The organism is Candidatus Azobacteroides pseudotrichonymphae genomovar. CFP2 (genome assembly GCF_000010645.1).
Classification (GTDB): domain Bacteria; phylum Bacteroidota; class Bacteroidia; order Bacteroidales; family Azobacteroidaceae; genus Azobacteroides; species Azobacteroides pseudotrichonymphae.
The window spans coordinates 1,030,798-1,049,449 of sequence record NC_011565.1 but is presented as its reverse complement, the minus strand read 5'-3'; the positions used below and the strand labels follow the sequence as shown (position 1 = coordinate 1,049,449).

At 33.5% G+C, this 18,652-nt stretch carries 17 protein-coding genes; 8 read left to right on the top strand and 9 right to left on the bottom strand.

Annotation, left to right across the window (positions count from 1 at the left end):
- Window positions 1-51: 51 nt before the first annotated feature.
- On the bottom strand, window positions 52-828 hold the full coding sequence (locus CFPG_RS04230) for a thiazole synthase (RefSeq protein WP_012573731.1): 777 nt from the start codon (window positions 826-828) through the stop codon (window positions 52-54).
- 227 nt (window positions 829-1,055) lie between these two features.
- Here CFPG_RS04230 and murG point away from each other — a divergent pair, with 227 nt between their 5' ends.
- A complete protein-coding gene (murG, locus tag CFPG_RS04225) occupies window positions 1,056-2,150 on the top strand; it encodes an undecaprenyldiphospho-muramoylpentapeptide beta-N-acetylglucosaminyltransferase (RefSeq protein WP_012573730.1) in 1,095 nt (364 codons plus the stop codon).
- A gap of 31 nt (window positions 2,151-2,181) precedes the next feature.
- Complete coding sequence (gene murC, locus CFPG_RS04220) at window positions 2,182-3,531, top strand: UDP-N-acetylmuramate--L-alanine ligase (protein WP_407637779.1); 1,350 nt, start codon at window positions 2,182-2,184, stop codon at window positions 3,529-3,531.
- A gap of 46 nt (window positions 3,532-3,577) precedes the next feature.
- On the opposite strand, the gene CFPG_RS04215 is transcribed toward murC, so the two are convergent.
- The gene (locus CFPG_RS04215; RefSeq protein ID WP_012573728.1) at window positions 3,578-6,418 is read right to left on the bottom strand and encodes a PD-(D/E)XK nuclease family protein; all 2,841 of its coding nucleotides are present in this window, start codon (window positions 6,416-6,418) and stop codon (window positions 3,578-3,580) included.
- A gap of 335 nt (window positions 6,419-6,753) precedes the next feature.
- Here CFPG_RS04215 and tsaE point away from each other — a divergent pair, with 335 nt between their 5' ends.
- Window positions 6,754-7,164 (top strand): tRNA (adenosine(37)-N6)-threonylcarbamoyltransferase complex ATPase subunit type 1 TsaE, encoded by a 411-nt coding sequence (tsaE, locus tag CFPG_RS04210; RefSeq protein ID WP_012573727.1) that lies wholly within the window; start codon window positions 6,754-6,756, stop codon window positions 7,162-7,164.
- 116 nt (window positions 7,165-7,280) lie between these two features.
- Here tsaE and CFPG_RS05675 read toward each other — a convergent pair whose 3' ends face one another.
- A complete protein-coding gene (locus CFPG_RS05675) occupies window positions 7,281-7,454 on the bottom strand; it encodes a hypothetical protein (protein WP_265348009.1) in 174 nt (57 codons plus the stop codon).
- Window positions 7,455-7,503: 49 nt separating this feature from the next.
- On the opposite strand from CFPG_RS05675, the gene CFPG_RS04205 reads away from it, so the two are divergent.
- Complete coding sequence (locus tag CFPG_RS04205) at window positions 7,504-7,863, top strand: hypothetical protein (protein WP_012573714.1); 360 nt, start codon at window positions 7,504-7,506, stop codon at window positions 7,861-7,863.
- Between the two features lie 48 nt (window positions 7,864-7,911).
- On the opposite strand, the gene CFPG_RS04200 is transcribed toward CFPG_RS04205, so the two are convergent.
- From CFPG_RS04200 to CFPG_RS04190, 4 genes are all read right to left on the bottom strand, one after another.
- Entirely contained in the window at window positions 7,912-8,940 is a 1,029-nt protein-coding gene (locus tag CFPG_RS04200) for a hypothetical protein (RefSeq protein ID WP_012573715.1), read from the bottom strand.
- Window positions 8,941-9,199: 259 nt separating this feature from the next.
- Window positions 9,200-9,490 carry a hypothetical protein gene (locus CFPG_RS04195; protein WP_041572462.1) on the bottom strand — a complete coding sequence of 97 codons (291 nt, stop codon included), beginning with the start codon at window positions 9,488-9,490 and terminating at the stop codon, window positions 9,200-9,202.
- 480 nt (window positions 9,491-9,970) lie between these two features.
- Complete coding sequence (locus CFPG_RS05670; RefSeq protein WP_265348004.1) at window positions 9,971-10,201, bottom strand: hypothetical protein; 231 nt, start codon at window positions 10,199-10,201, stop codon at window positions 9,971-9,973.
- Between the two features lie 1,137 nt (window positions 10,202-11,338).
- Window positions 11,339-11,587 carry a hypothetical protein gene (locus CFPG_RS04190; protein ID WP_265347962.1) on the bottom strand — a complete coding sequence of 83 codons (249 nt, stop codon included), beginning with the start codon at window positions 11,585-11,587 and terminating at the stop codon, window positions 11,339-11,341.
- Window positions 11,588-12,229: 642 nt separating this feature from the next.
- Between CFPG_RS04190 and CFPG_RS04185 the strand changes: the two genes are divergently transcribed.
- The 4 genes from CFPG_RS04185 to CFPG_RS05190 all read left to right on the top strand — a co-directional run bounded on the left by CFPG_RS04185 (window position 12,230) and on the right by CFPG_RS05190 (window position 16,346).
- Window positions 12,230-12,673, top strand: a complete 444-nt coding sequence (locus CFPG_RS04185; protein ID WP_012573233.1) for a hypothetical protein — start codon at window positions 12,230-12,232, stop codon at window positions 12,671-12,673.
- 1,338 nt (window positions 12,674-14,011) lie between these two features.
- Window positions 14,012-14,233: a hypothetical protein gene (locus CFPG_RS04180; protein WP_041572460.1), complete on the top strand. Its 222-nt coding sequence runs from the start codon at window positions 14,012-14,014 to the stop codon at window positions 14,231-14,233.
- A 210-nt stretch (window positions 14,234-14,443) separates the two neighbouring features.
- Entirely contained in the window at window positions 14,444-14,950 is a 507-nt protein-coding gene (locus CFPG_RS04175) for a hypothetical protein (protein ID WP_012573726.1), read from the top strand.
- Window positions 14,951-15,107: 157 nt separating this feature from the next.
- Window positions 15,108-16,346: a M23 family metallopeptidase gene (locus tag CFPG_RS05190; RefSeq protein WP_050720681.1), complete on the top strand. Its 1,239-nt coding sequence runs from the start codon at window positions 15,108-15,110 to the stop codon at window positions 16,344-16,346.
- A gap of 874 nt (window positions 16,347-17,220) precedes the next feature.
- Here the strand turns inward: CFPG_RS05190 and CFPG_RS04165 are convergent.
- Window positions 17,221-17,571, bottom strand: coding sequence for a hypothetical protein (locus CFPG_RS04165; protein ID WP_012573724.1), 351 nt, complete (start codon window positions 17,569-17,571; stop codon window positions 17,221-17,223).
- Between the two features lie 12 nt (window positions 17,572-17,583).
- Window positions 17,584-17,763, bottom strand: a complete 180-nt coding sequence (locus tag CFPG_RS05665; protein ID WP_265348008.1) for a hypothetical protein — start codon at window positions 17,761-17,763, stop codon at window positions 17,584-17,586.
- Between the last annotated feature and the right edge of the window lie 889 nt (window positions 17,764-18,652).

Sequence of the window (18,652 nt, the reverse complement as noted above, 5' to 3'; positions counted from 1 at the left end):
TACTATATACAAAAGCGAAACTAAAGGACTATTAATAATTCAGTTTTAATTTTAGCTCTCATTTAGAAAATTTGTTAAGGGTGATGATGCTTTTGCTACAGTCGAAACTGTTCCAAGCTTGGCAACAAATGCTTTTCTACCTGCTTTTACAGCATTTTTGAAAGCTGATGCCATGAGGATAGGACTCTCACTTGAAGATATAGCAGTATTAATCATTACTGCTGTACAGCCCATTTCCATACATTCACATGCATCAGAGGGTTTTCCAATACCAGCGTCAACTATTATGGGAGCATCCATTTCTTCAATTAGAATTCGTATCATTTCTTTTGTTTGTAATCCTTTATTTGTCCCTATTGGTGAACCTAATGGCATAATTGCTGAAGCTCCAGCATTTTGCATATCACGTGCTGCATATAAATCAGCATTCATATAAGCGAACGCTTTAAATCCTTCTTTAACAAGTAATTCACATGCTTTCGCTGTTTGATAATTGTCTGGCAACAAGTATTTGTTGTCTGTCATTATTTCTATTTTTATTAAATCTGTTTTCACAGTAGCACGAGCGATATTTGCAATTCGAACGGCTTCTTCTGCATTTCTTGCTCCTGAAGTGTTAGGCATTAAAAAAACATGTTCAGGTATAAATTCAAGAATGTTTTCATTAACGTTATTAAAATCAAATCTCCTTACAGCCACTGTTATTACTTGAGACCCAGAGGCTTTTATAATTTCAGGAATGAGCTCATTATCAGGAAATTTTCCACTTCCTATAAAAACTCTACTATTTAAGGTTAATCCTGCAATATCTAGTGAATCTTTATCCATAGAGATATTTATTACAAATTTAGTAAAAAAATAATGAATTAATAATTATCCCAATGTTATGCGCATGTAGGATAATGACGATAACTTCATGTTTCTTTTTTTCTTTTATTATTATTATGAAATAATTAGATGTTCAGACAATTTGTGTATTATTCTTTAATATTCTTTAATAATATGTTGAAATTTCAAATACCTTTGCGCCAATCTAAACTATATTATCTTCAATAATGAAAATTATTATTAGTGGAGGTGGTACGGGAGGGCATGTTTTTCCTGCTATATCTATTGCTGATTCATTGAAAGCGAGGTACCCAGATGTTGAGATATTGTTTGTTGGTGCTGAAAATCGTATAGAAATGCATTGTGTCCCTGATGCTGGTTATAGAATTATAGGGTTACCCATTGTTGGGTTTAATAGGAAAAATTTATTCCAAAATATTCCTATATTTTGGAAATTGTTTAATAGCCTGTCGCTTGCTTATAGGATTATTAATAATTTTCAACCTGATATTGCTATTGGGATGGGGGGATATGCAAGTGGGCCAATATTACAAGTTGCTGTAAGGAAAGGTATTCCGGTTTTGCTTCAAGAACAAAATTCATATGCTGGTATAACTAATAGATTATTGGCAAAAAAAGCAACACGAGTTTGTGTTGCCTATAATGGGATGGAGAAATTTTTTCTGAAAGAAAAAATTGCACTTACGGGGAATCCTGTTCGTCAAGATTTAGTATTTACTGAAGAAAAAAAGAGAGAGGGTTATATTTATTTTGGATTAAATCCGAAAAAAAAAACTGTTTTAGTAATTGGTGGTAGTTTGGGTGCGAAAACGATCAATGAAAGTATTTTGTCTTCGATTGAAATAATAGAAAAAAGTGATTTTCAGTTAATATGGCAAGCAGGATTACCCTTGTTTTCTTTGATTCATACTCTACCTTCCAATATTTATTTTACAGAATTTATTTCTCGTATGGATCTGGCATATTCGGTAGCAGATTTGGTTGTTTCACGTGCAGGGGCAGGTTCTATCTCTGAATTATGTTTGTTAGGTAGGCCGGCTATTCTTGTACCGTCTCCTAATGTAGCAGAAAATCATCAAGAGAGAAATGCAGAAATATTAGCGAAGGAGGGCGCTGCTGTTATGATAGTTGACAGGGAAGCAATTAAAAAATTAATTCCAAAGGTATTGGAACTTATTCGAAATGAAAATTCATTGAGACTATTAAGTGAAAATATTTTGAAAATGGTTTTGCCTAATTCGGCAAATAAGATTGTAGATGAGATAGTGAAAATACTCAAACGTGAAAATAAATTGGACTAATATTTATTTTATTGGAGCAGGTGGTATTGGTATGAGTAGTTTGATACAGTATTTTCTTGCTAACAGGAAAAATATTTCCGGATATGATAAAGTGGAATCCGTTTTTACTAGGCAATTGAATGATTTAGGAGCATCTATTCATTATGATGACAATGTCAATTTAATACCTAAATTGTTTAAAGATAAAGAAAATACATTGGTTGTAATTACTCCTGCTATCCCATACGATCACTCAGAATGGACTTTTTTTCGAAATGCTGGATTTAATATTGTAAAGAGAGCACAGCTTTTGGGAGAAATAACTAAAAATAAGAAAGGAATATGTATAGCTGGAACCCATGGGAAAACTACTACTTCTTCAATGATTGCTCATCTTTTAAAGCAGTCAAGTGCGGGTTGTAACGCATTTTTAGGAGGCATATTAAAAAATTATAATAATAATCTGTTATTGTCAGATACAAGTGATTTGATCGTCATTGAAGCTGACGAATATGATCGTTCTTTTCATTGGCTTTCTCCCTTTATGGCAGTGATTACTTCTGTGGATTCTGATCATCTAGATGTTTATGGTACAGAGAAAAGTTATAAGGAGGCTTTTGAACATTTTACTTTTTTGATTCGTAGAGGTGGAGTACTATTAATGAGAGAAGGCATAGATATTGCCCCTTCTTTGCAAGAAGGTGTACAACATTATAGTTATAGTGGAGATATTTCAAAAATAAGAGGGAAAAATAAACCTGATTTTTATGCACAAAATGTACGAATAAATAGTGAAGAAATTCATTTTGATTTTGTAGCACCAAATACTGTTATTAAAGATATTCAATTAAATGAACCAATAGAGATTAATATTGTTAATAGTGTTGCCGCCTTGGCAGTAGCCTTGCTTAATAGTGTAACTTCTGAAGAATTAAAGCAAGCTATGGCATCTTTCATAGGAGTTAAGAGACGCTTTGATTTCCATATCAAGACCGATGATTTGGTTTTAATAGATGATTATGCTCATCATCCTCAAGAATTGAAATCCTCTATTAAATCGGTGCGAACTTTGTATCCCAATCGGAGATTGGCAGTTATTTTTCAACCACATCTGTATTCTCGTACTAATGATTTTTACAAAGAATTTGCTCAATCATTATCTTTAGCGGATGAGGTAATTTTACTACCAATTTATCCAGCAAGAGAAAAACCAATCCCAAATGTTTCTTCACAAATAATACTGGATTCACTGACTATTTCAAGTAAACAATTGGTGAATTACGATGAATTGATTTCATCTGTTGCTAAACAAAAAATGGATGTTGTTTTAGTTATAGGAGCAGGCGATATTGAGTTGTTAATAGAACCTTTGAAAAAAGCTCTATTAGCTTGTCGATGGTAATTACTAGTTCAAGGAACTTGAGAATGATATGTTCTTGAACTTATTGTTAATATCTGTTGCATCGTTCTTTGAAACTGCAATACTCGCAGTTTTGGATTGTTTTAGTTTGTTGAAAAGGAATATTTGGATCAAACAATTCTTCAATTTTTTTGAAAAGTAGGTTTTTGAAATCGATTTCAAATTTGTTAAAATTATCTACAGGTGTATTGTTATAAATTAGAATAGGAGAATATTTTTTTTTATGGATCCGTTGGATATATAATGGAACTGGTACTATAGGTTTATTTTTCTCTTTTTGAGAATAAAGTGTAGCGTAGATAAAAGCTTGGAAAATATGTTTATGTTTAGTGCTGAGAAGTTCAGATAAATTTTTGAATGAATTTTTTTCATGGCCAGTTTTGTAATCTATAATGATATGTTTCCCATCTTTTTCTTGCAGTCGGTCAATAACTCCTCCAATGTTTATGTGAATGTTTCCTTTTTTAATAGGAAAGGAGCCGTTTATAGGAAATTCTAGTTCAAGGATTGAAAAAGGAGTATGTTTTTGGTCGAATCGGACTAGGCGATCCAACATTTTGCAAATGACATGTAGGTTGATTAGTTGTTTCCCATTATAATCTTTTTCTTTAACTTGTCTTTTGAAAAATTCTCTTTGAAAAGCTTCTAGTGCGATGTTTCGTATATATTGTGGGGATTGAGTATACATATCAAGAGTTTTTGAATCAATTTGTCTTGTACCGATTTGTTGGTAAAGAAGTTTTGCAGCTTGATGGAATATAGAGCCGAAAATAGAATTATCTGTCTCGGAAGATAATTCTGTCTTATTTCTTAATTCTTGAATATATTCAAGGTAAAAATGGTAAGGACAGGAGATAAAACAAGATAAAATTGTTGGGGATAAAGATTTTGCTTGAATGTTGGTATTTAAATCGTATTTGTTTTTGATTTTTTCCAGTAAAGATTTGTCTTTATCTATTGTAATGTGTCGTGAATGCATAGGAATAACACTTGCTTGTAAAGTGAATCGCTCAATATTGTCTTTTAATCGAGGATCTACTAGCAATTGTAAAAGGAAACGGCTCATTTCAGCTTTGCCTATTTGTGTTTCGTTTGTAGTATATACAAGTGTAATATTTTGTGCTCGAGTAATCAGCCTATAAAAATAATAAGCATATATTGAATCTTGATGTTCAACAGTATACATCCTAAAATGTTTTCGAAGAAATTGAGGAATAAAAGTGTTTTCATTTCTATGCCCAGGCATATATCCTTCGTTAACATTAAAAATTATTAGATTGTTGAAATCCAGTGTACGAGTTTCTAATACACCCATTATTTGTAGCCCTTTTACAGGATTTCCATTAAAAGGAACTTTTGTTTCAGATAAATATTTTCGCAAAAGCCAAGAAAAGATTGTTTTTCCAATATTCAAATTTTCGGTAGATAGCAATCTATATAAACGATTTATAATTATATAAGAGCTATAAATGGATTCTTGGTATAATCCAGCATATATGTTTGTATCTTTATTTTTATAGGATTGTTTTAGTTTTTGGATAATATTCAAAAGATATTGTGTTAGACTTAACGTATCCGGAACGTATGTAAAAAGAATTTCGTCTTGTAGTTCGGCTAATGTGGGGAAGAAAATATTGTTTTTTATTAATTCTTTTTCTACTTCAAGGGCTTTTGGGAAAATAAGAGTTGTATAGGGATGTCTTAGTACGGATAGTACATATTTATATCCGAACGATTGGTTGGCAGGACTATAACCCTTGATTTGCATTTCAATGAGGATTTGTAAAAATCCACTAATAGCTGTTTGTACGATAGGGAATCCCATTGTAATGTTGATATTTTCTACTGTATTTGGTGGAATAGTATGTATTATTGTTGGTAAAATTGTTTCATTACACAGTATAATAGCCGAATTGGGTTGTATAAACGAAGATTCTTTTTGCAAAGAGTTTATCCATTGTGGAATAACAGCTGATTGTCCACTTTCGGAAAAAGAGTTCAAAAAAGTGATTTTTTTGTCAATATTTAGGAAAGTATCAAATTGCTGTGGAGGTAAAGACGAGTTGAATTTGTGGATATTGTACTTTATAAATTGTCCAGCTTCAGTTTCGAGATAATATTTGTCGTAATCCCAATAAAAAGAAGATTTTTCTTTCAATAGTTCAAATAGTTGTTCTTCGCACTTGTTCAATGCATTAAATCCCACAAAGGCGTAGTGCATTTCTTTAAAAAGATTTTCCGTGTTTTCTACCACTTGTCTCATTAACATTCCGGGATAAGAAATATTTTTTTCTTTTAATCTTGTCTTGAAAGAAGTATACACTTCACCTAACATATTCCAAATATTGCGGAAATTGTTTTGTAGTGGAGTTTTGTTTTGAAAAATATGTTTAAAATGGTGAATTAGAGCCTGGATTTGATTTTCGGATAAATGTGACAAGTTGTCTCGTAGTGTACTCAGATCTTGCAGATTTCCAAATAATAACTTTGCATCGATATTGTTTTTGTCTATTTCATCAAAATCATTTAGAAGTGTTTCCCCAAAAAAGAAAAATTCGTCTAAAGTTTTTTTAAAAGGTTTTTTGAAGTGTTTATTATGTATTTGGTTATATATTTTGTAAAGTTCGGAAATCAATAAAATGTCATCACCGATTTGTAAAGGTGATGATTCCGTGAATAAGCTTTCTATAGTTTGGTATTGGGGGGACCATAGAGGAACTTTAACATATTGATGAAGATAATTGTTGAGAAATAATTTTGCTCGCATACCGGGGAAAACCACGACAATATCAGAAAGGTCTGTTCCAAAACGGGAAATTAGATTCTCCGCGACCAGATAGAGAAAAGGAGTAGGAGAATACTTGTTCATGGAACATTTATAAGTAGACTGTATAGACGGTACATATTTTATCCATTCACTTTAGGATATTTGAAATAGAAGAGTGGTTTTTGTATAAAATTCCAATTTGCTATTTGACTCACTAAAATGGTTATGGCATATAGAAAATATATGTATTATACTAGCAAAATTGTTGAACGAGGAATTTTGTGTACATTTGAACTATGTGTACATCTGAACTAAATATAATGATTTTTACAGGAAATGAGAAACGATGGAAAGAAAAGTTTATCGATGTATTTTTGTTTGTGTGGAATAATGTCAAATTTGTTTCGCTGTCATTTGTTTACTGCATTTGAAAATATATGGAATTGAGATTAGAGGAACTTCCGGTAGTTGCAAAGAAGTTTATTTCTTGTATGGGGGATAATAAAGTGTTTGCTTTTATTGGAGAAATTGGAGTTGGAAAGACAACTTTTATTAAAAAAATTTGTGATGCATTAGGTGTAAAGGATATGGTGAATAGTCCAACTTTTTCAATTGTAAATGAATATTATGCAGAGTTTTTGAATAGTCGGATTTATCATTTTGATTTCTATCGGATAGAAAGTATAGAAGAAGCAATTAATATTGGAATAGAAGATTATTTCGAGAGCGGTGTATTGTGTTTTATGGAGTGGGCAGACAGGATTGGAAGTCTTTTACCGAAGGAAACAATATTTGTAAATATAGGAGAACAGTTGGATGGATTAAGGAGTATCAGTTGGAGCATGTAAAGCTTTTTGTTTCGTTTACATCGTTTGATTTCTTCAAAGGCTATAAGAAATACGAGTTGAAGGCTGTCGATGGCATTTAAGTGTGAGTTCCTTTCTGTTCATATTCTTTCTGATATTCAGTCAATTAAATTTTGTGCTTCTGTTTCCAGGTTATCTACTTTATCTTGTAGCTTACTGGCAATACTATAAAGACTTGGCTGGCTATTTTTAGAAGGAGCAGTGCTTCTGCTGGCTTTTGGAAAAGTGGAGAAGGCAAATGGCGTTAACAGTAACAGAATTCTGTATTTCATATGATGTTTTTATTTTTGCAAACAGATATATAATAAATATAAGATTTTCATGGAACTAAATACCTCAAGTTTACGTGGATTCCTAATAGGTATTTTCAAGCTCACAGCACTAGCTATCATGTGGATGTCTTTGTTTCGCATGTTCTATTCGATGGTGTATGGCATTGCTGGTTTGATAGACAGCAGCTATCATTGTGGAATATATGAATGTTGGGATAGAGAATCATGTTTCAGCTTCTCCTGTGGAGTCCTTTCAGCTCTCCGTCATAATACCGGAGCAATAATTGTTTCTGCATTACTGGCTTCACTGAAGCTTTATGGATGGATTTACTGTTGGGATAAACGGTGCGTCATTTGCCAGTGGTTGAAAGGTAAGTTCAAGCAAAAAAAACAAAACCATGAATCTTGAGGTTGTTATATAGAACGTGTGTTTGTTTTGGGTGTTTTTCGCGCAAAGCTATGGATTGTCTGAAGGGTTAAGGTGGTTTACACTGCTGTTAAAGGCCGCAATTATGTTATTGTAAGTGTTGATCTTAGAATTCGCTTCTTTCAACAGGTCGTTCCATTCATTGATCAATCTAAAAAAATACTCCATAGAAACCATTTCCTTCAGTAATGGATTTCCCTCTAGTTGGGAATCGATAAGTGTTTGTTTCTCCTTCAGCTTATCTCGTCTGTAACGAATATTTCCGTTCTTAGTGTTCAGAATACCTATCCTACTATTGATAGTCTCTAGTTCTTTGTTCCAACAAGTAATTTTGCCACTACCCATCTTACCAATGGATTCCTCTAAGTCTCCCATTAGAATAGTTAGCTCCGATATATATTGATTTTCATCAGAAATCAATTGTTCCCATTGCAATGTTATATCTGACACTTCTTTCATTATCTGCTCTTTCTTTCGAAGTAGACAAAGTTCTGCCGCGTCGGGTTCAGTAATTTCACTTAGAACTTCTGTTTCTTCTTCCACTCCCGGTGTGTCAATAGGTTTAACATCTTCGATTTCTTCTTTCACAGATTCCTGCTCTATGAGATTCTCTTCTGTTTGACCTTTTCTATAAACATAGATATCATCACCGTCCAATGAAACATATATACTGTCTCCCGCTTGAAAACTTATATCGATTCCACAGCGAAAGAATTTACTACAAAGTTTATCCTCATGGGAGTAAATTTCCACAACAGCAGGCACTGTTAGTCCTGGGATAGATTCAACGAGTGGGTCCGGAACGGGAATACCTTCATATGCCTTCAAGTTTTTAGCGACAGACTTTTCCTCATATAGTTCATCTGAAGGAACGATTCCTGTATTAGATTTCCGCTCTAATAGACAAACTTCCGCTGTAATTTTTTTGCTTCTACCCTGTTGCTTTCCTTTCAGATTTATGCCCTTTACACCATATTTTTCTGCATGTACTGCTATGGGAAATAAAAACAGGATTATTTCAAATAAACTTATGATAAATACTTTAGCCAAATTTCTCATTCGTTACTGGATTATTATGATGATAGTTTATTGTTCTCGATGAGTAGTCTCATTAATACTTGGGGATCATTTTCCCTTGCTAAATAAGATTCCAAAAAATTCCAATAAAAAAATCAGATTCTTTTGAATGAGGACACTGCCAAAAACAACTCTCTATCGTTTTACATTTTAATTAAAAATTGCATACTGCAGAGTCTAACATTGGCAAAACAGTATTATACTGTCAATAAAATGATATTTCCGGTATTTTATCTTTATGTTACTTTGTTTTTGCATAATGAATTGTTGCGATGCTACAGATAATAGTTAGTAGACCTAGTCCCCACAGAGTCCAATTCAGTTTTATGGCATCTTTGGCAGATTCAATGTCATTATGGATACTGTTTAATTCTTTATAGACCAAAGCCAGAGTATTTTGAGAATCCTGCGAATTATCTTTTACAAGACCTGTCTCCATAGTATTCTTCTGATCAGAGTAGGCTGAACTGACGGATGGAAAAGTTGATTCCATGCCCAGAATGAGCGATAGCAACAGAAAGATTTTCTTCATTTATAATTAAGATTTAATTATAGTGGAATAGCTATTTATCTAAAAAAAACAAGAAGGACAGAAAAGAGTTTGCTGACTTTAAAGAGTTTGCTGACTTTCCTGCGAAAGATAAAACATTATCTCATTAAAATGTTTGCATGGAGATGATAAAAATATTTATACACTCTTTACGGAGTTACCAACCACAATTCTGATTAACTCGTATGCATACGTTCATGGTCTTCTTTTGAGATTCACTCAAAAGAACAATCGAAACACTCAGATACACCTTTATAGTACATGATAATAAAGTCCTCACCTACATTGATGAAGTAGTGTTCGTGCTCTTTTACTTCACTAAGTTTCTTTGCTACCATATGATATGGACACCTAAGAAGTGATTCGATTTTTTGTCAGCTGCTTTTGTAAGAAAGAGATTAATAAAAGGTATTCACCAGAAGTGTATAACTGCTATCAAGATAAGTGTTAATTTTTTTATATTCATCTACCTGAATAATGTGAGTAATGTGAACTATGCGAATAGTGAGAGGAATGTGAGTAGTGTGAAGAATGAGAGTAACTCATACCATCATTTTCATGCGCTACACTTGTTAAGATAATATTATTTGTAGTTTTTTTCTTCATCGCTTTAGCCTTATTCCCTTTGAACAGGAACCCACTAATAGCAAAAGCTGCACAAACCACATAATACAGAATTCTTTTAAGTTTCATAATGATTAATGTTTATTAGTTATAAAATCGATTAAACATTCGTTTACTCGGAAGTTAGCACAGGCTCTGCATCTGCTATTTTTTAGATGCTTCTCTAATTTAACTCCTTCCATTATCTTATGTACAATCGTTTCGTCTTCCATTATTATAGTTCTTTTGGTTTAAAGGATGCACTTTTTAGTAGATATAGACCAACCTCCCAGTTGGCGAATTCACATATATTTTATACACGTAAGGTGACCCGTTTGGTAAAAGGAGTAAGCAGCGAAGGCTGTCAAAAGCTTCTAGTTTGAAATTCTTCTTCTCTTCAATCATACTTCTACCTTTCTATTTTTTTTACAGTTATTTGTCGCTGTGATGTTCCCAGAGAGCCAAAATAGCAATTCTCTTTAACTTATCATCAAGTAATACATATACCTGTTCGGTGACGCTCATCAATTCCATAGGAAAAGATATTTTGATTATCACTTACAAGTTTCTTTATCTTTTCCCTCCCCTTATTGGAGCAAAAGTACTCTCTGCATAACTGTACTTATACCTACTACTCTTTTGTAGTAGGCCTCATTGAGGACGAGTTTAAGTTTTCAGGATTTAAGACGTACCCGTTGTTTCATATTAGGCATGATGAACTAGGGAATCTCACTTCTTAAGATTGTCAAAGTTACAACCACGGGGATCAACTCATATCAGGACATCCCAGTCTTCTTCTATTTCAACAAAATAATCGTCCATTTAACGAAAAAGAGATTTAGTTTTCTTTATTTTCCACTTTATAATCGTTTCTATGGGAATTAGAATACCTCCCTTTTTTCTCACTTATCTTCTCAATGATTAATCCTACTGCGAAGATACATGTTTCGATAAATATGATGAGCCATTTGAACAGAATATGAATAATTATGGAGATTATCCCAACTAAAACAAAAATTGGGAATTGATACGAGAATATTTTTTTCAAAAGATCATGCATTACCTTCGTTTATATATGGTTTTCTTCAATTATAGTTATATAGTTGACAATAAGAGAATCAGAAAAACTATCTTATAAGCCCCCTATTGTCACTCAATGAATAATAAGTTAAAGAGAGAAGGTACCGAATATAAAAATTTTAATACTAGCTGTCATCAAAATCTATTCTAAGTTCCCCTTTTCTGACTTTCCTTAGTACTTTTCTTCTTTGTATCTGATATCCACACAAGCGTTATCTGTACAATACCTGCAATGGATGCTATACAAAGAATAAACCAGAGTGCTGTATGTCTTTCACTAACAGCTATATCAATCAGAAAGCCAAAACATCCCAATAGCCCAAGCAATATAATCAGTCTTCTAATCAGTCTCTTCATGGCGGATTTTACACGTAATGTAAATAAAAGAGCCGACATAATTACCAATTGTTCCTCCAATTTAAATACTTTAAATACACCATTCTGTATTTCTCAAAGACCGACTGGATAACTCTTCCTTATATTTTTTCTCGAATTTATGATTCGATGTATAACTCTATGAAAGTAATATTTTGTAGTAAACTGTACACTTCACTACATATTGTAATTATTTACAGCCTTTCCCTAAGTGTGAGGACCACACTTAAGTCAAATTTTACTACCAATTGCTACTTTTATAGATACATCTATATATAGAAATAGATTTTCTTTTCTTTTTGGTATATCGAAAAATTAGTAGTTGTTAGATTGGTAGTTGTTGTCCTTCATCATGAGAAGGAAATTGATAGAAGATAAGGTTATGGAAAAGGTTGATACCAGTACTATAGACTAACTTTCTCTAACTTCCAAAGAGGATTTCACTTCCTATAAAAGAAACGCACTTGAGAAGTGTATTAAAATGCATTAAAACAATGCCGTTTATAATTGGGATACACACTTATTTTTTACCATTTATAGTAGTAAATCTTAAGGAAAATAGAAATAATACCACAATATTTGTATTAAATTTGTATTGCTACTTGCAGGATGAATTTCGTAGGATGGACAGTAGCCTTTGTAAATATTTACAAATAAAAAATTGTGAAGATAGTTAAGTGTGCACTATTAGGATTGATATGCCTTACGCTTACGTCAGGGAAATATGGAAATATACCAACAAATGGTCAAATCGGAATAGTAATAGTCAATTCAGAAGGGGAAACGATAGAACAGAGCGATATAGTCTATAGTATCGATAAGTATACTTATAGCACAGAAAATAATGGGGAGTTCGTTTTTCGTATTCCAGACATATATGTAACAAATAGTGAAAGTTATCAGGCAATAAAAAATTGGATAGAATGGGTAGAAGAAGAAAAAGGAATCGATGTATGTGAGAAGATCACAGAAGTTTCCAATAAAGAATATCCCGATATTGGTAGAGATGCCTGTTTCGTATTTAAGCAAGCTAATATATCCATAGATAAAAACGGGTTATATGAAAGCATAGAAAAGAATATTAGAATATTAACTGTTATATTATGAGGATAATCTAGTATTCACATGTATTTGCATTACACAAAACCAATTACGAAATATGAATATGAACAACAATAAGAACAAGATGAAAAAAGTCGTTGATTTGGGAGGAGAAAGAAGAAAGGCTTCCAACAGTTGATGATATGTTGGTGCAAACATATGGGAAGGAAATGGACACCAACAAGAGAGGCATTTTAATAGGAAAGCAGATGCTTACTATCAAAGTACTATTGTAGTAATGGGTGTGTGAGGACGTGTGGAGATAAAGTCGGGACTAAAAAACAGAACGTGTTAGTTGTAGGAGAAAAATAAAACAGAAAAAAGTTTCAGCACTGTTTAGAAACATTACTATCTCTTCTCTCAGTTTGTTCCATAAGGATTTCCATTTATTGGCTAGTTGTTGTTTCCTTACACAGACAGAACATTTCCTACAGGGGACACAAGTTTTATTTATTTGTTTTACCTTTATTTGTCGATATACAAAATTGGAGATTGGGTCTATGTATTAAAAAAATATTCTGTATTCCACTCCATGATGTGGAACACAGTGGTGTTGGTGAGAAATGATTTCTCTTTATGAAATGTGGCTTTTGTACGCAAAGAGATGGGCACAAGAAGAAATCAATACGAGGAAGACCTGCAAGCTTTGGAAGAATGACTTTACACTTCAAATTTCGCAGGAAAGTCAGCAAACTCTTTTCTGTTCTTCTTGTTTTTTTTAGATAAATAGTTTTTAGATAAATAGCTATTCCACTATAATTAAATCTTAAGTATAAATGAAGAAAATCTTTTTGTTGCTATCGCTCATTCTAGGCATGGAATCAACTTTTCCATCCGTCAGTTCAGCCTACCCTGATCAACTGAATTGGACTCTGTGGGACTAGGTCTACTAACTATTATTTGTAGCATCGCAACAATTCATTATGCAAAAACAAAGTAACACAAGGATCAGCACCGGCGATATAGTTTCTAGCGTATCAACAAAAGTACCGGAGAGACAAAAAAAGTAGTCAAGAAAGTTTTCCTGCAATGTATATTGAAGAGATAAAGCAGAAATTACTAGAAGGAAAACAAATCAATCTGAAGGACTTCTATCTCTTACTATTACAGAGTATATCTTGAAATCTTTTGGAATCTTCTAGCAATATTCACGCTTTCCAAATTATACAACTACTCAACTTAGATCATATCTATCAGAACGAATATGGAAAAAGATGTCTGTCCAGACATGTGGAAGTGATCGAGTCATTTATCAAGAAGGCTGTATTCATTGCATGAAATGCAGCTACAGCAAATGTGAATAGGACTAACTACAACTAAGAATAATAAATAATTATTAAAATTATGAATCAATTGAATCAATTAGAGATTTTTGCCGTAACCTTCGCTGGTTGTTTCTGTGCAATCCTATGTACAATCCTACTTGTACGTATTGCTTTTGCTAGTTGTTTACGAGAGAAGAAAGAAAAAACAAGGAACTTTCACGATTTCATAACGGAGACCCTGAAAGAGATCAAAGAGAAATGTAGCTGTCTGAAAAAAGATAAGGATACGGAGGAGGAATAAGATCGGAAGGAAACTGCTATTCAGTCTTATAAAAAATAAGAGTCTTTAGCCAAAACATCGGAACTTCTATTAGTCTTCTCTATTATAGTTTTTGGAACACTCTTTTCCAACAAAAATATCAATGTCATTGCCCAGTCATATGGAGCTTTCTAAACAAATATTGACAATAACGATACGAAATATGACGCTTTCAAAGCGAATATTGACAATATGAGAAAGGAAGTGAATCGAATCACAATTCAATGGAAAACCTTACTTACCGATCGTAAAAAAATGATATCGGAGATGAATATTCTGACAAAAAACATAAACAACATTCTTCTGAAGGTTGAATTTAACAAAATTCAATACTGCAATGGTAGAATAAAAAATATCAGTAAAAGAATAAGTACTCTCTCTCGTAAATATCCTGATTTTAAAAGTAAAATTGATGAACTCAATCGCAGAAAATCAGTTATTGACTGCCAACTGGACGAAAATCCAATACGAAAAGATATAGTTCATACGAATGAACTCTATGAAATAGTTAAAAAATGGAACGATTTTGATAAAGAGGCTACTAAGCAAATGGATGTCTATTATAACAAAGTAGACAGCTTTAACAAAAAAATAGCTAACCTCCCAAAAAATCTGGAAGAATTGGATGAATGTATGAATCAACTTTTAAATAAAAGAAATAGCCTACAAGAAGACAATGTGGATACATCTCTAAAATAGATGACTATTCAAATCACCTATAATCTATACTATGGGCATATATCGGAAATGAACATCAATCGATGATTAGTCATATTTGAATCATAGTTTTGTAGTGTCTTAAATTAAATGATGTCCATCAAGAACAATAAATAATCGTCAAATGATCCGGTAACGAATGAGAAAATTACCTAAGGTATTTATCATAGGTTTACTAAGAATAATCCTGTTTTTATCTCCTGTAATGGAGATACATGCAAGAAGTTATTCGGAGAGAAAGTTGAGTGCAGGAATAGTAGTAAAACAGTATCCTGCAGACGAATTGTATGAAGAAAGCTGGAATACTGAATTTTTGAAAGCATATAAAAATATTCCTGTTCCAGATTCACTTGTTATAGATGTTTCAAATTTTGTAATGCCTGTAGAAGGGAAAGTAACTTCTCCTTATGGACCTCGTGAATATCATGGAGAACACTTTCATTATGGGACTGATATCAAGCTTCAGGTAGGAGATACTGTTCGTGCGGCATTTGAGGGGAAAGTAAGGGTAAGAAATTATGATCCTAATGGTTATGGTTATTATCTTGTATTGAGACATCCCAATGGATTGGAGACTGTCTATGGACACCTTTCTCAATTTCTGGTAGAACAAAATCAAAATGTAAATGCTGGAGAACCAATAGCGTTAGGTGGTTGTACAGGAAATGCTTACGGTCCTCATCTTCATTTTGAAATTCGCATTCTGTGTAATGCTATTAATCCGGCTGAAATAATCGATTTTGATAAGCTTTGTCTCAAAGAAGACATCTATGTTTATAGAAAAGGTCAAACAGAAGAGAATCTCATAGAGCAGGAATCTGTGAAAGAAGAAATCGAAGATGTTAAACCTATTGACACACCGGGAGTGGAAGAAGAAACAGAAGTTCTAAGTGAAATTACTGAACCCGACGCGGCAGAACTTTGTCTACTTCGAAAGAAAGAGCAGATAATGAAAGAAGTGTCAGATATAACATTGCAATGGGAACAATTGATTTCTGATGAAAATCAATATATATCGGAGCTAACTATTCTAATGGGAGACTTAGAGGAATCCATTGGTAAGATGGGTAGTGGCAAAATTACTTGTTGGAACAAAGAACTAGAGACTATCAATAGTAGGATAGGTATTCTGAACACTAAGAACGGAAATATTCGTTACAGACGAGATAAGCTGAAGGAGAAACAAACACTTATCGATTCCCAACTAGAGGGAAATCCATTACTGAAGGAAATGGTTTCTATGGAGTATTTTTTTAGATTGATCAATGAATGGAACGACCTGTTGAAAGAAGCGAATTCTAAGATCAACACTTACAATAACATAATTGCGGCCTTTAACAGCAGTGTAAACCACCTTAACCCTTCAGACAATCCATAGCTTTGCGCGAAAAACACCCAAAACAAACACACGTTCTATATAACAACCTCAAGATTCATGGTTTTGTTTTTTTTGCTTGAACTTACCTTTCAACCACTGGCAAATGACGCGATCTAATTGTCAATTAGATTAACAAAAGAAAATTGGCTGTTGAATGCCAAATTAGAGGAAAATTCAAAACTCAAAAACTTGATCTATATGGATCGTCTTTACGACAAGATTAACGGGTATAACAATTGGCTAGATCGTAATAAATAAGATGATCAGATTACTATTTATAATAACAATGCAAAACTCTTTATCAGTAAAATAAATAACCTTCCATCTTAATCATATGATGGGCAACTCCCTCCATGTGATATATGAAACGCCGGAAGCTAGAAGAAATGGTCGTGAGCACAATTTATAATCATTAACAACTTTGGTCTAGCTAAAACCGCCCATCATCTAAACCCAATATCGAGCTAGCCCAGCTTAACCAAAACGGATAAAAATCCGTATAACTATTCTCCCCCCCCCCCTAGTTGTTAGTTTTTACTGCACAAAACACCCATACTTGTTGGTTTATTCAAGTGAAAACAATCCTATGAGATATCAAGGCTCTGTCCGGATTGTAACCAATTCCAAATACACAAATCATCATGCTTAATGAACAAAAAACAATGAGATCTACATAAGATATGCCGAACTAATCCGAGCCTTTCAAATCCTCACAACTCAAACCCAAACACTCAAAATAGTACACATCGTATAATAGCCCGAAATTGACCTGTAACGAACGATCGTTATTTGAATGTAAGGGGGGGGGGGGGGGGGGTTAATTACTCAAAGAAGATAATTGCTGTAAGATACCTTAAAATGCGTCAAATGGCGTTTATCCCTTATTATCTGACTTTCTTTTAAACAGTCTGGAGATCATGTCCCATTTGCAGTAATGGTTTAGCCCGTGGAGCATGAATGTTGCAAGACTTGCTGAAATAAGCAGAGCCATGTTGGTTGCCCAACCATTCCGATCCAAAGCATAAAGAATGCTGCCATCTCTGTATATGTGCATACTATCCCATTCGCAAACACCCAAATTCCTATCCCAATAATCATAACTTAATCCACATAATTCTGCAATATAATACACAATTTTATAGGCGAATCGAAACAGGTAAAGCCAAAGGATAAGCTTGACTATCCATAGGTATATGTTACGCAGATTGAAATCTTCCAGTTTCATGATCGTCTTATGTTAGTTGATCCTTATTGACATAGTCTCTTCCTCTGTCTCGTCATCGTAGTAGTCAAGGAGATGCTTGATCTTTTGAGCTTCTTTAATCAGGTTGTCAAGTCTCACCTTTATCTCGTCTAGTCTATCCTTGTACATCGTATCGCTTGTATTTAAGTTACATTTCCTGCGTTGATTCTCCATCACATTCTTGAAGTCAGTACATTTGTGTTCAAACTCTTCAGAGGTAAGAATCTCATAGTCTATTACTAACTCTGGGTACTCTACTTCAATCTTGTCCGGGGTGGACTTAGTTATCTTCATGGAGGTAAAGCTAGGCAAAAGAATTGGATTTCGAAGATACACTCCTTCTAGTGCTTTTTACCAAATTGGATAACTTTATCATATGGGTGCTGTTTGAAGTGGAATATTTGCAAGAAAAAGGGATAAAAAGTGGCATATGGAACTCTTTCTCTCTCTCTACATATTTATCCTTCAAGCTGTCTAGCTTTATTCTTTAACTTCCACCCGTAATTCCATCCGCTTAAGGATAATGTCCTCTCTGTTACGCCAAACTTCTGATTCATGTAGCGTACACGGTTTCTAAAGGCTATTGGTCGCCACAATGCGATGCAGTAAAGCTTTACTCCCGGATGCCGTATGCTCGTTTTCTTGCTAAAGAAGGCTTCCTTTATTTTACGTCCTTCCCTAGATACCATCGGCACGTCATTGTGTATACTCATGTAGAAACAGCCCATTGGTGATCCCATAAACAATAAACAGAGTTCTCCCTTCACGAACTAAATGATGATATAAGCGTTTTTTCATCTCATCGTAGAAGCAAGTCGGTTCTTCGCTGTACTCTCTCATATCCATATTTGTAGTAGTAGTCCTGACAATGGACCATTACATGCTGATTACTGCAATGTTTGTTGCGATAGCTACGTGGATGAAGAGCTTTTTCGGTTATGATTGGATAGTCGTGTTCAAGGTAGAATCCCTTCTCAAGCATAATCTTGTTTTCTTTAGCAAAACAAAGATAATCACTGGAGGTGAGCTATGAAAAGCTGGGTGAAAATGCATACTCAATTCT

What these genes read in the sequence shown, in the direction of transcription:
- CFPG_RS04230 (WP_012573731.1), bottom strand. Translation starts at nt 828, where the DNA reads ATGGATAAAGATTCACTAGATATTGCAGGATTAACCTTAAATAGTAGA.
- murG (WP_012573730.1), top strand. Translation starts at nt 1,056, where the DNA reads ATGAAAATTATTATTAGTGGAGGTGGTACGGGAGGGCATGTTTTTCCT.
- murC (WP_407637779.1), top strand. Translation starts at nt 2,182, where the DNA reads ATGAGTAGTTTGATACAGTATTTTCTTGCTAACAGGAAAAATATTTCC.
- CFPG_RS04215 (WP_012573728.1), bottom strand. Translation starts at nt 6,418, where the DNA reads ATGAACAAGTATTCTCCTACTCCTTTTCTCTATCTGGTCGCGGAGAAT.
- tsaE (WP_012573727.1), top strand. Translation starts at nt 6,754, where the DNA reads ATGGAATTGAGATTAGAGGAACTTCCGGTAGTTGCAAAGAAGTTTATT.
- CFPG_RS05675 (WP_265348009.1), bottom strand. Translation starts at nt 7,454, where the DNA reads ATGAAATACAGAATTCTGTTACTGTTAACGCCATTTGCCTTCTCCACT.
- CFPG_RS04205 (WP_012573714.1), top strand. Translation starts at nt 7,504, where the DNA reads ATGGAACTAAATACCTCAAGTTTACGTGGATTCCTAATAGGTATTTTC.
- CFPG_RS04200 (WP_012573715.1), bottom strand. Translation starts at nt 8,940, where the DNA reads ATGAGAAATTTGGCTAAAGTATTTATCATAAGTTTATTTGAAATAATC.
- CFPG_RS04195 (WP_041572462.1), bottom strand. Translation starts at nt 9,490, where the DNA reads ATGAAGAAAATCTTTCTGTTGCTATCGCTCATTCTGGGCATGGAATCA.
- CFPG_RS05670 (WP_265348004.1), bottom strand. Translation starts at nt 10,201, where the DNA reads ATGAAACTTAAAAGAATTCTGTATTATGTGGTTTGTGCAGCTTTTGCT.
- CFPG_RS04190 (WP_265347962.1), bottom strand. Translation starts at nt 11,587, where the DNA reads ATGTCGGCTCTTTTATTTACATTACGTGTAAAATCCGCCATGAAGAGA.
- CFPG_RS04180 (WP_041572460.1), top strand. Translation starts at nt 14,012, where the DNA reads ATGAATCAATTGAATCAATTAGAGATTTTTGCCGTAACCTTCGCTGGT.
- CFPG_RS04175 (WP_012573726.1), top strand. Translation starts at nt 14,444, where the DNA reads ATGAGAAAGGAAGTGAATCGAATCACAATTCAATGGAAAACCTTACTT.
- CFPG_RS05190 (WP_050720681.1), top strand. Translation starts at nt 15,108, where the DNA reads ATGAGAAAATTACCTAAGGTATTTATCATAGGTTTACTAAGAATAATC.
- CFPG_RS04165 (WP_012573724.1), bottom strand. Translation starts at nt 17,571, where the DNA reads ATGAAACTGGAAGATTTCAATCTGCGTAACATATACCTATGGATAGTC.
- CFPG_RS05665 (WP_265348008.1), bottom strand. Translation starts at nt 17,763, where the DNA reads ATGGAGAATCAACGCAGGAAATGTAACTTAAATACAAGCGATACGATG.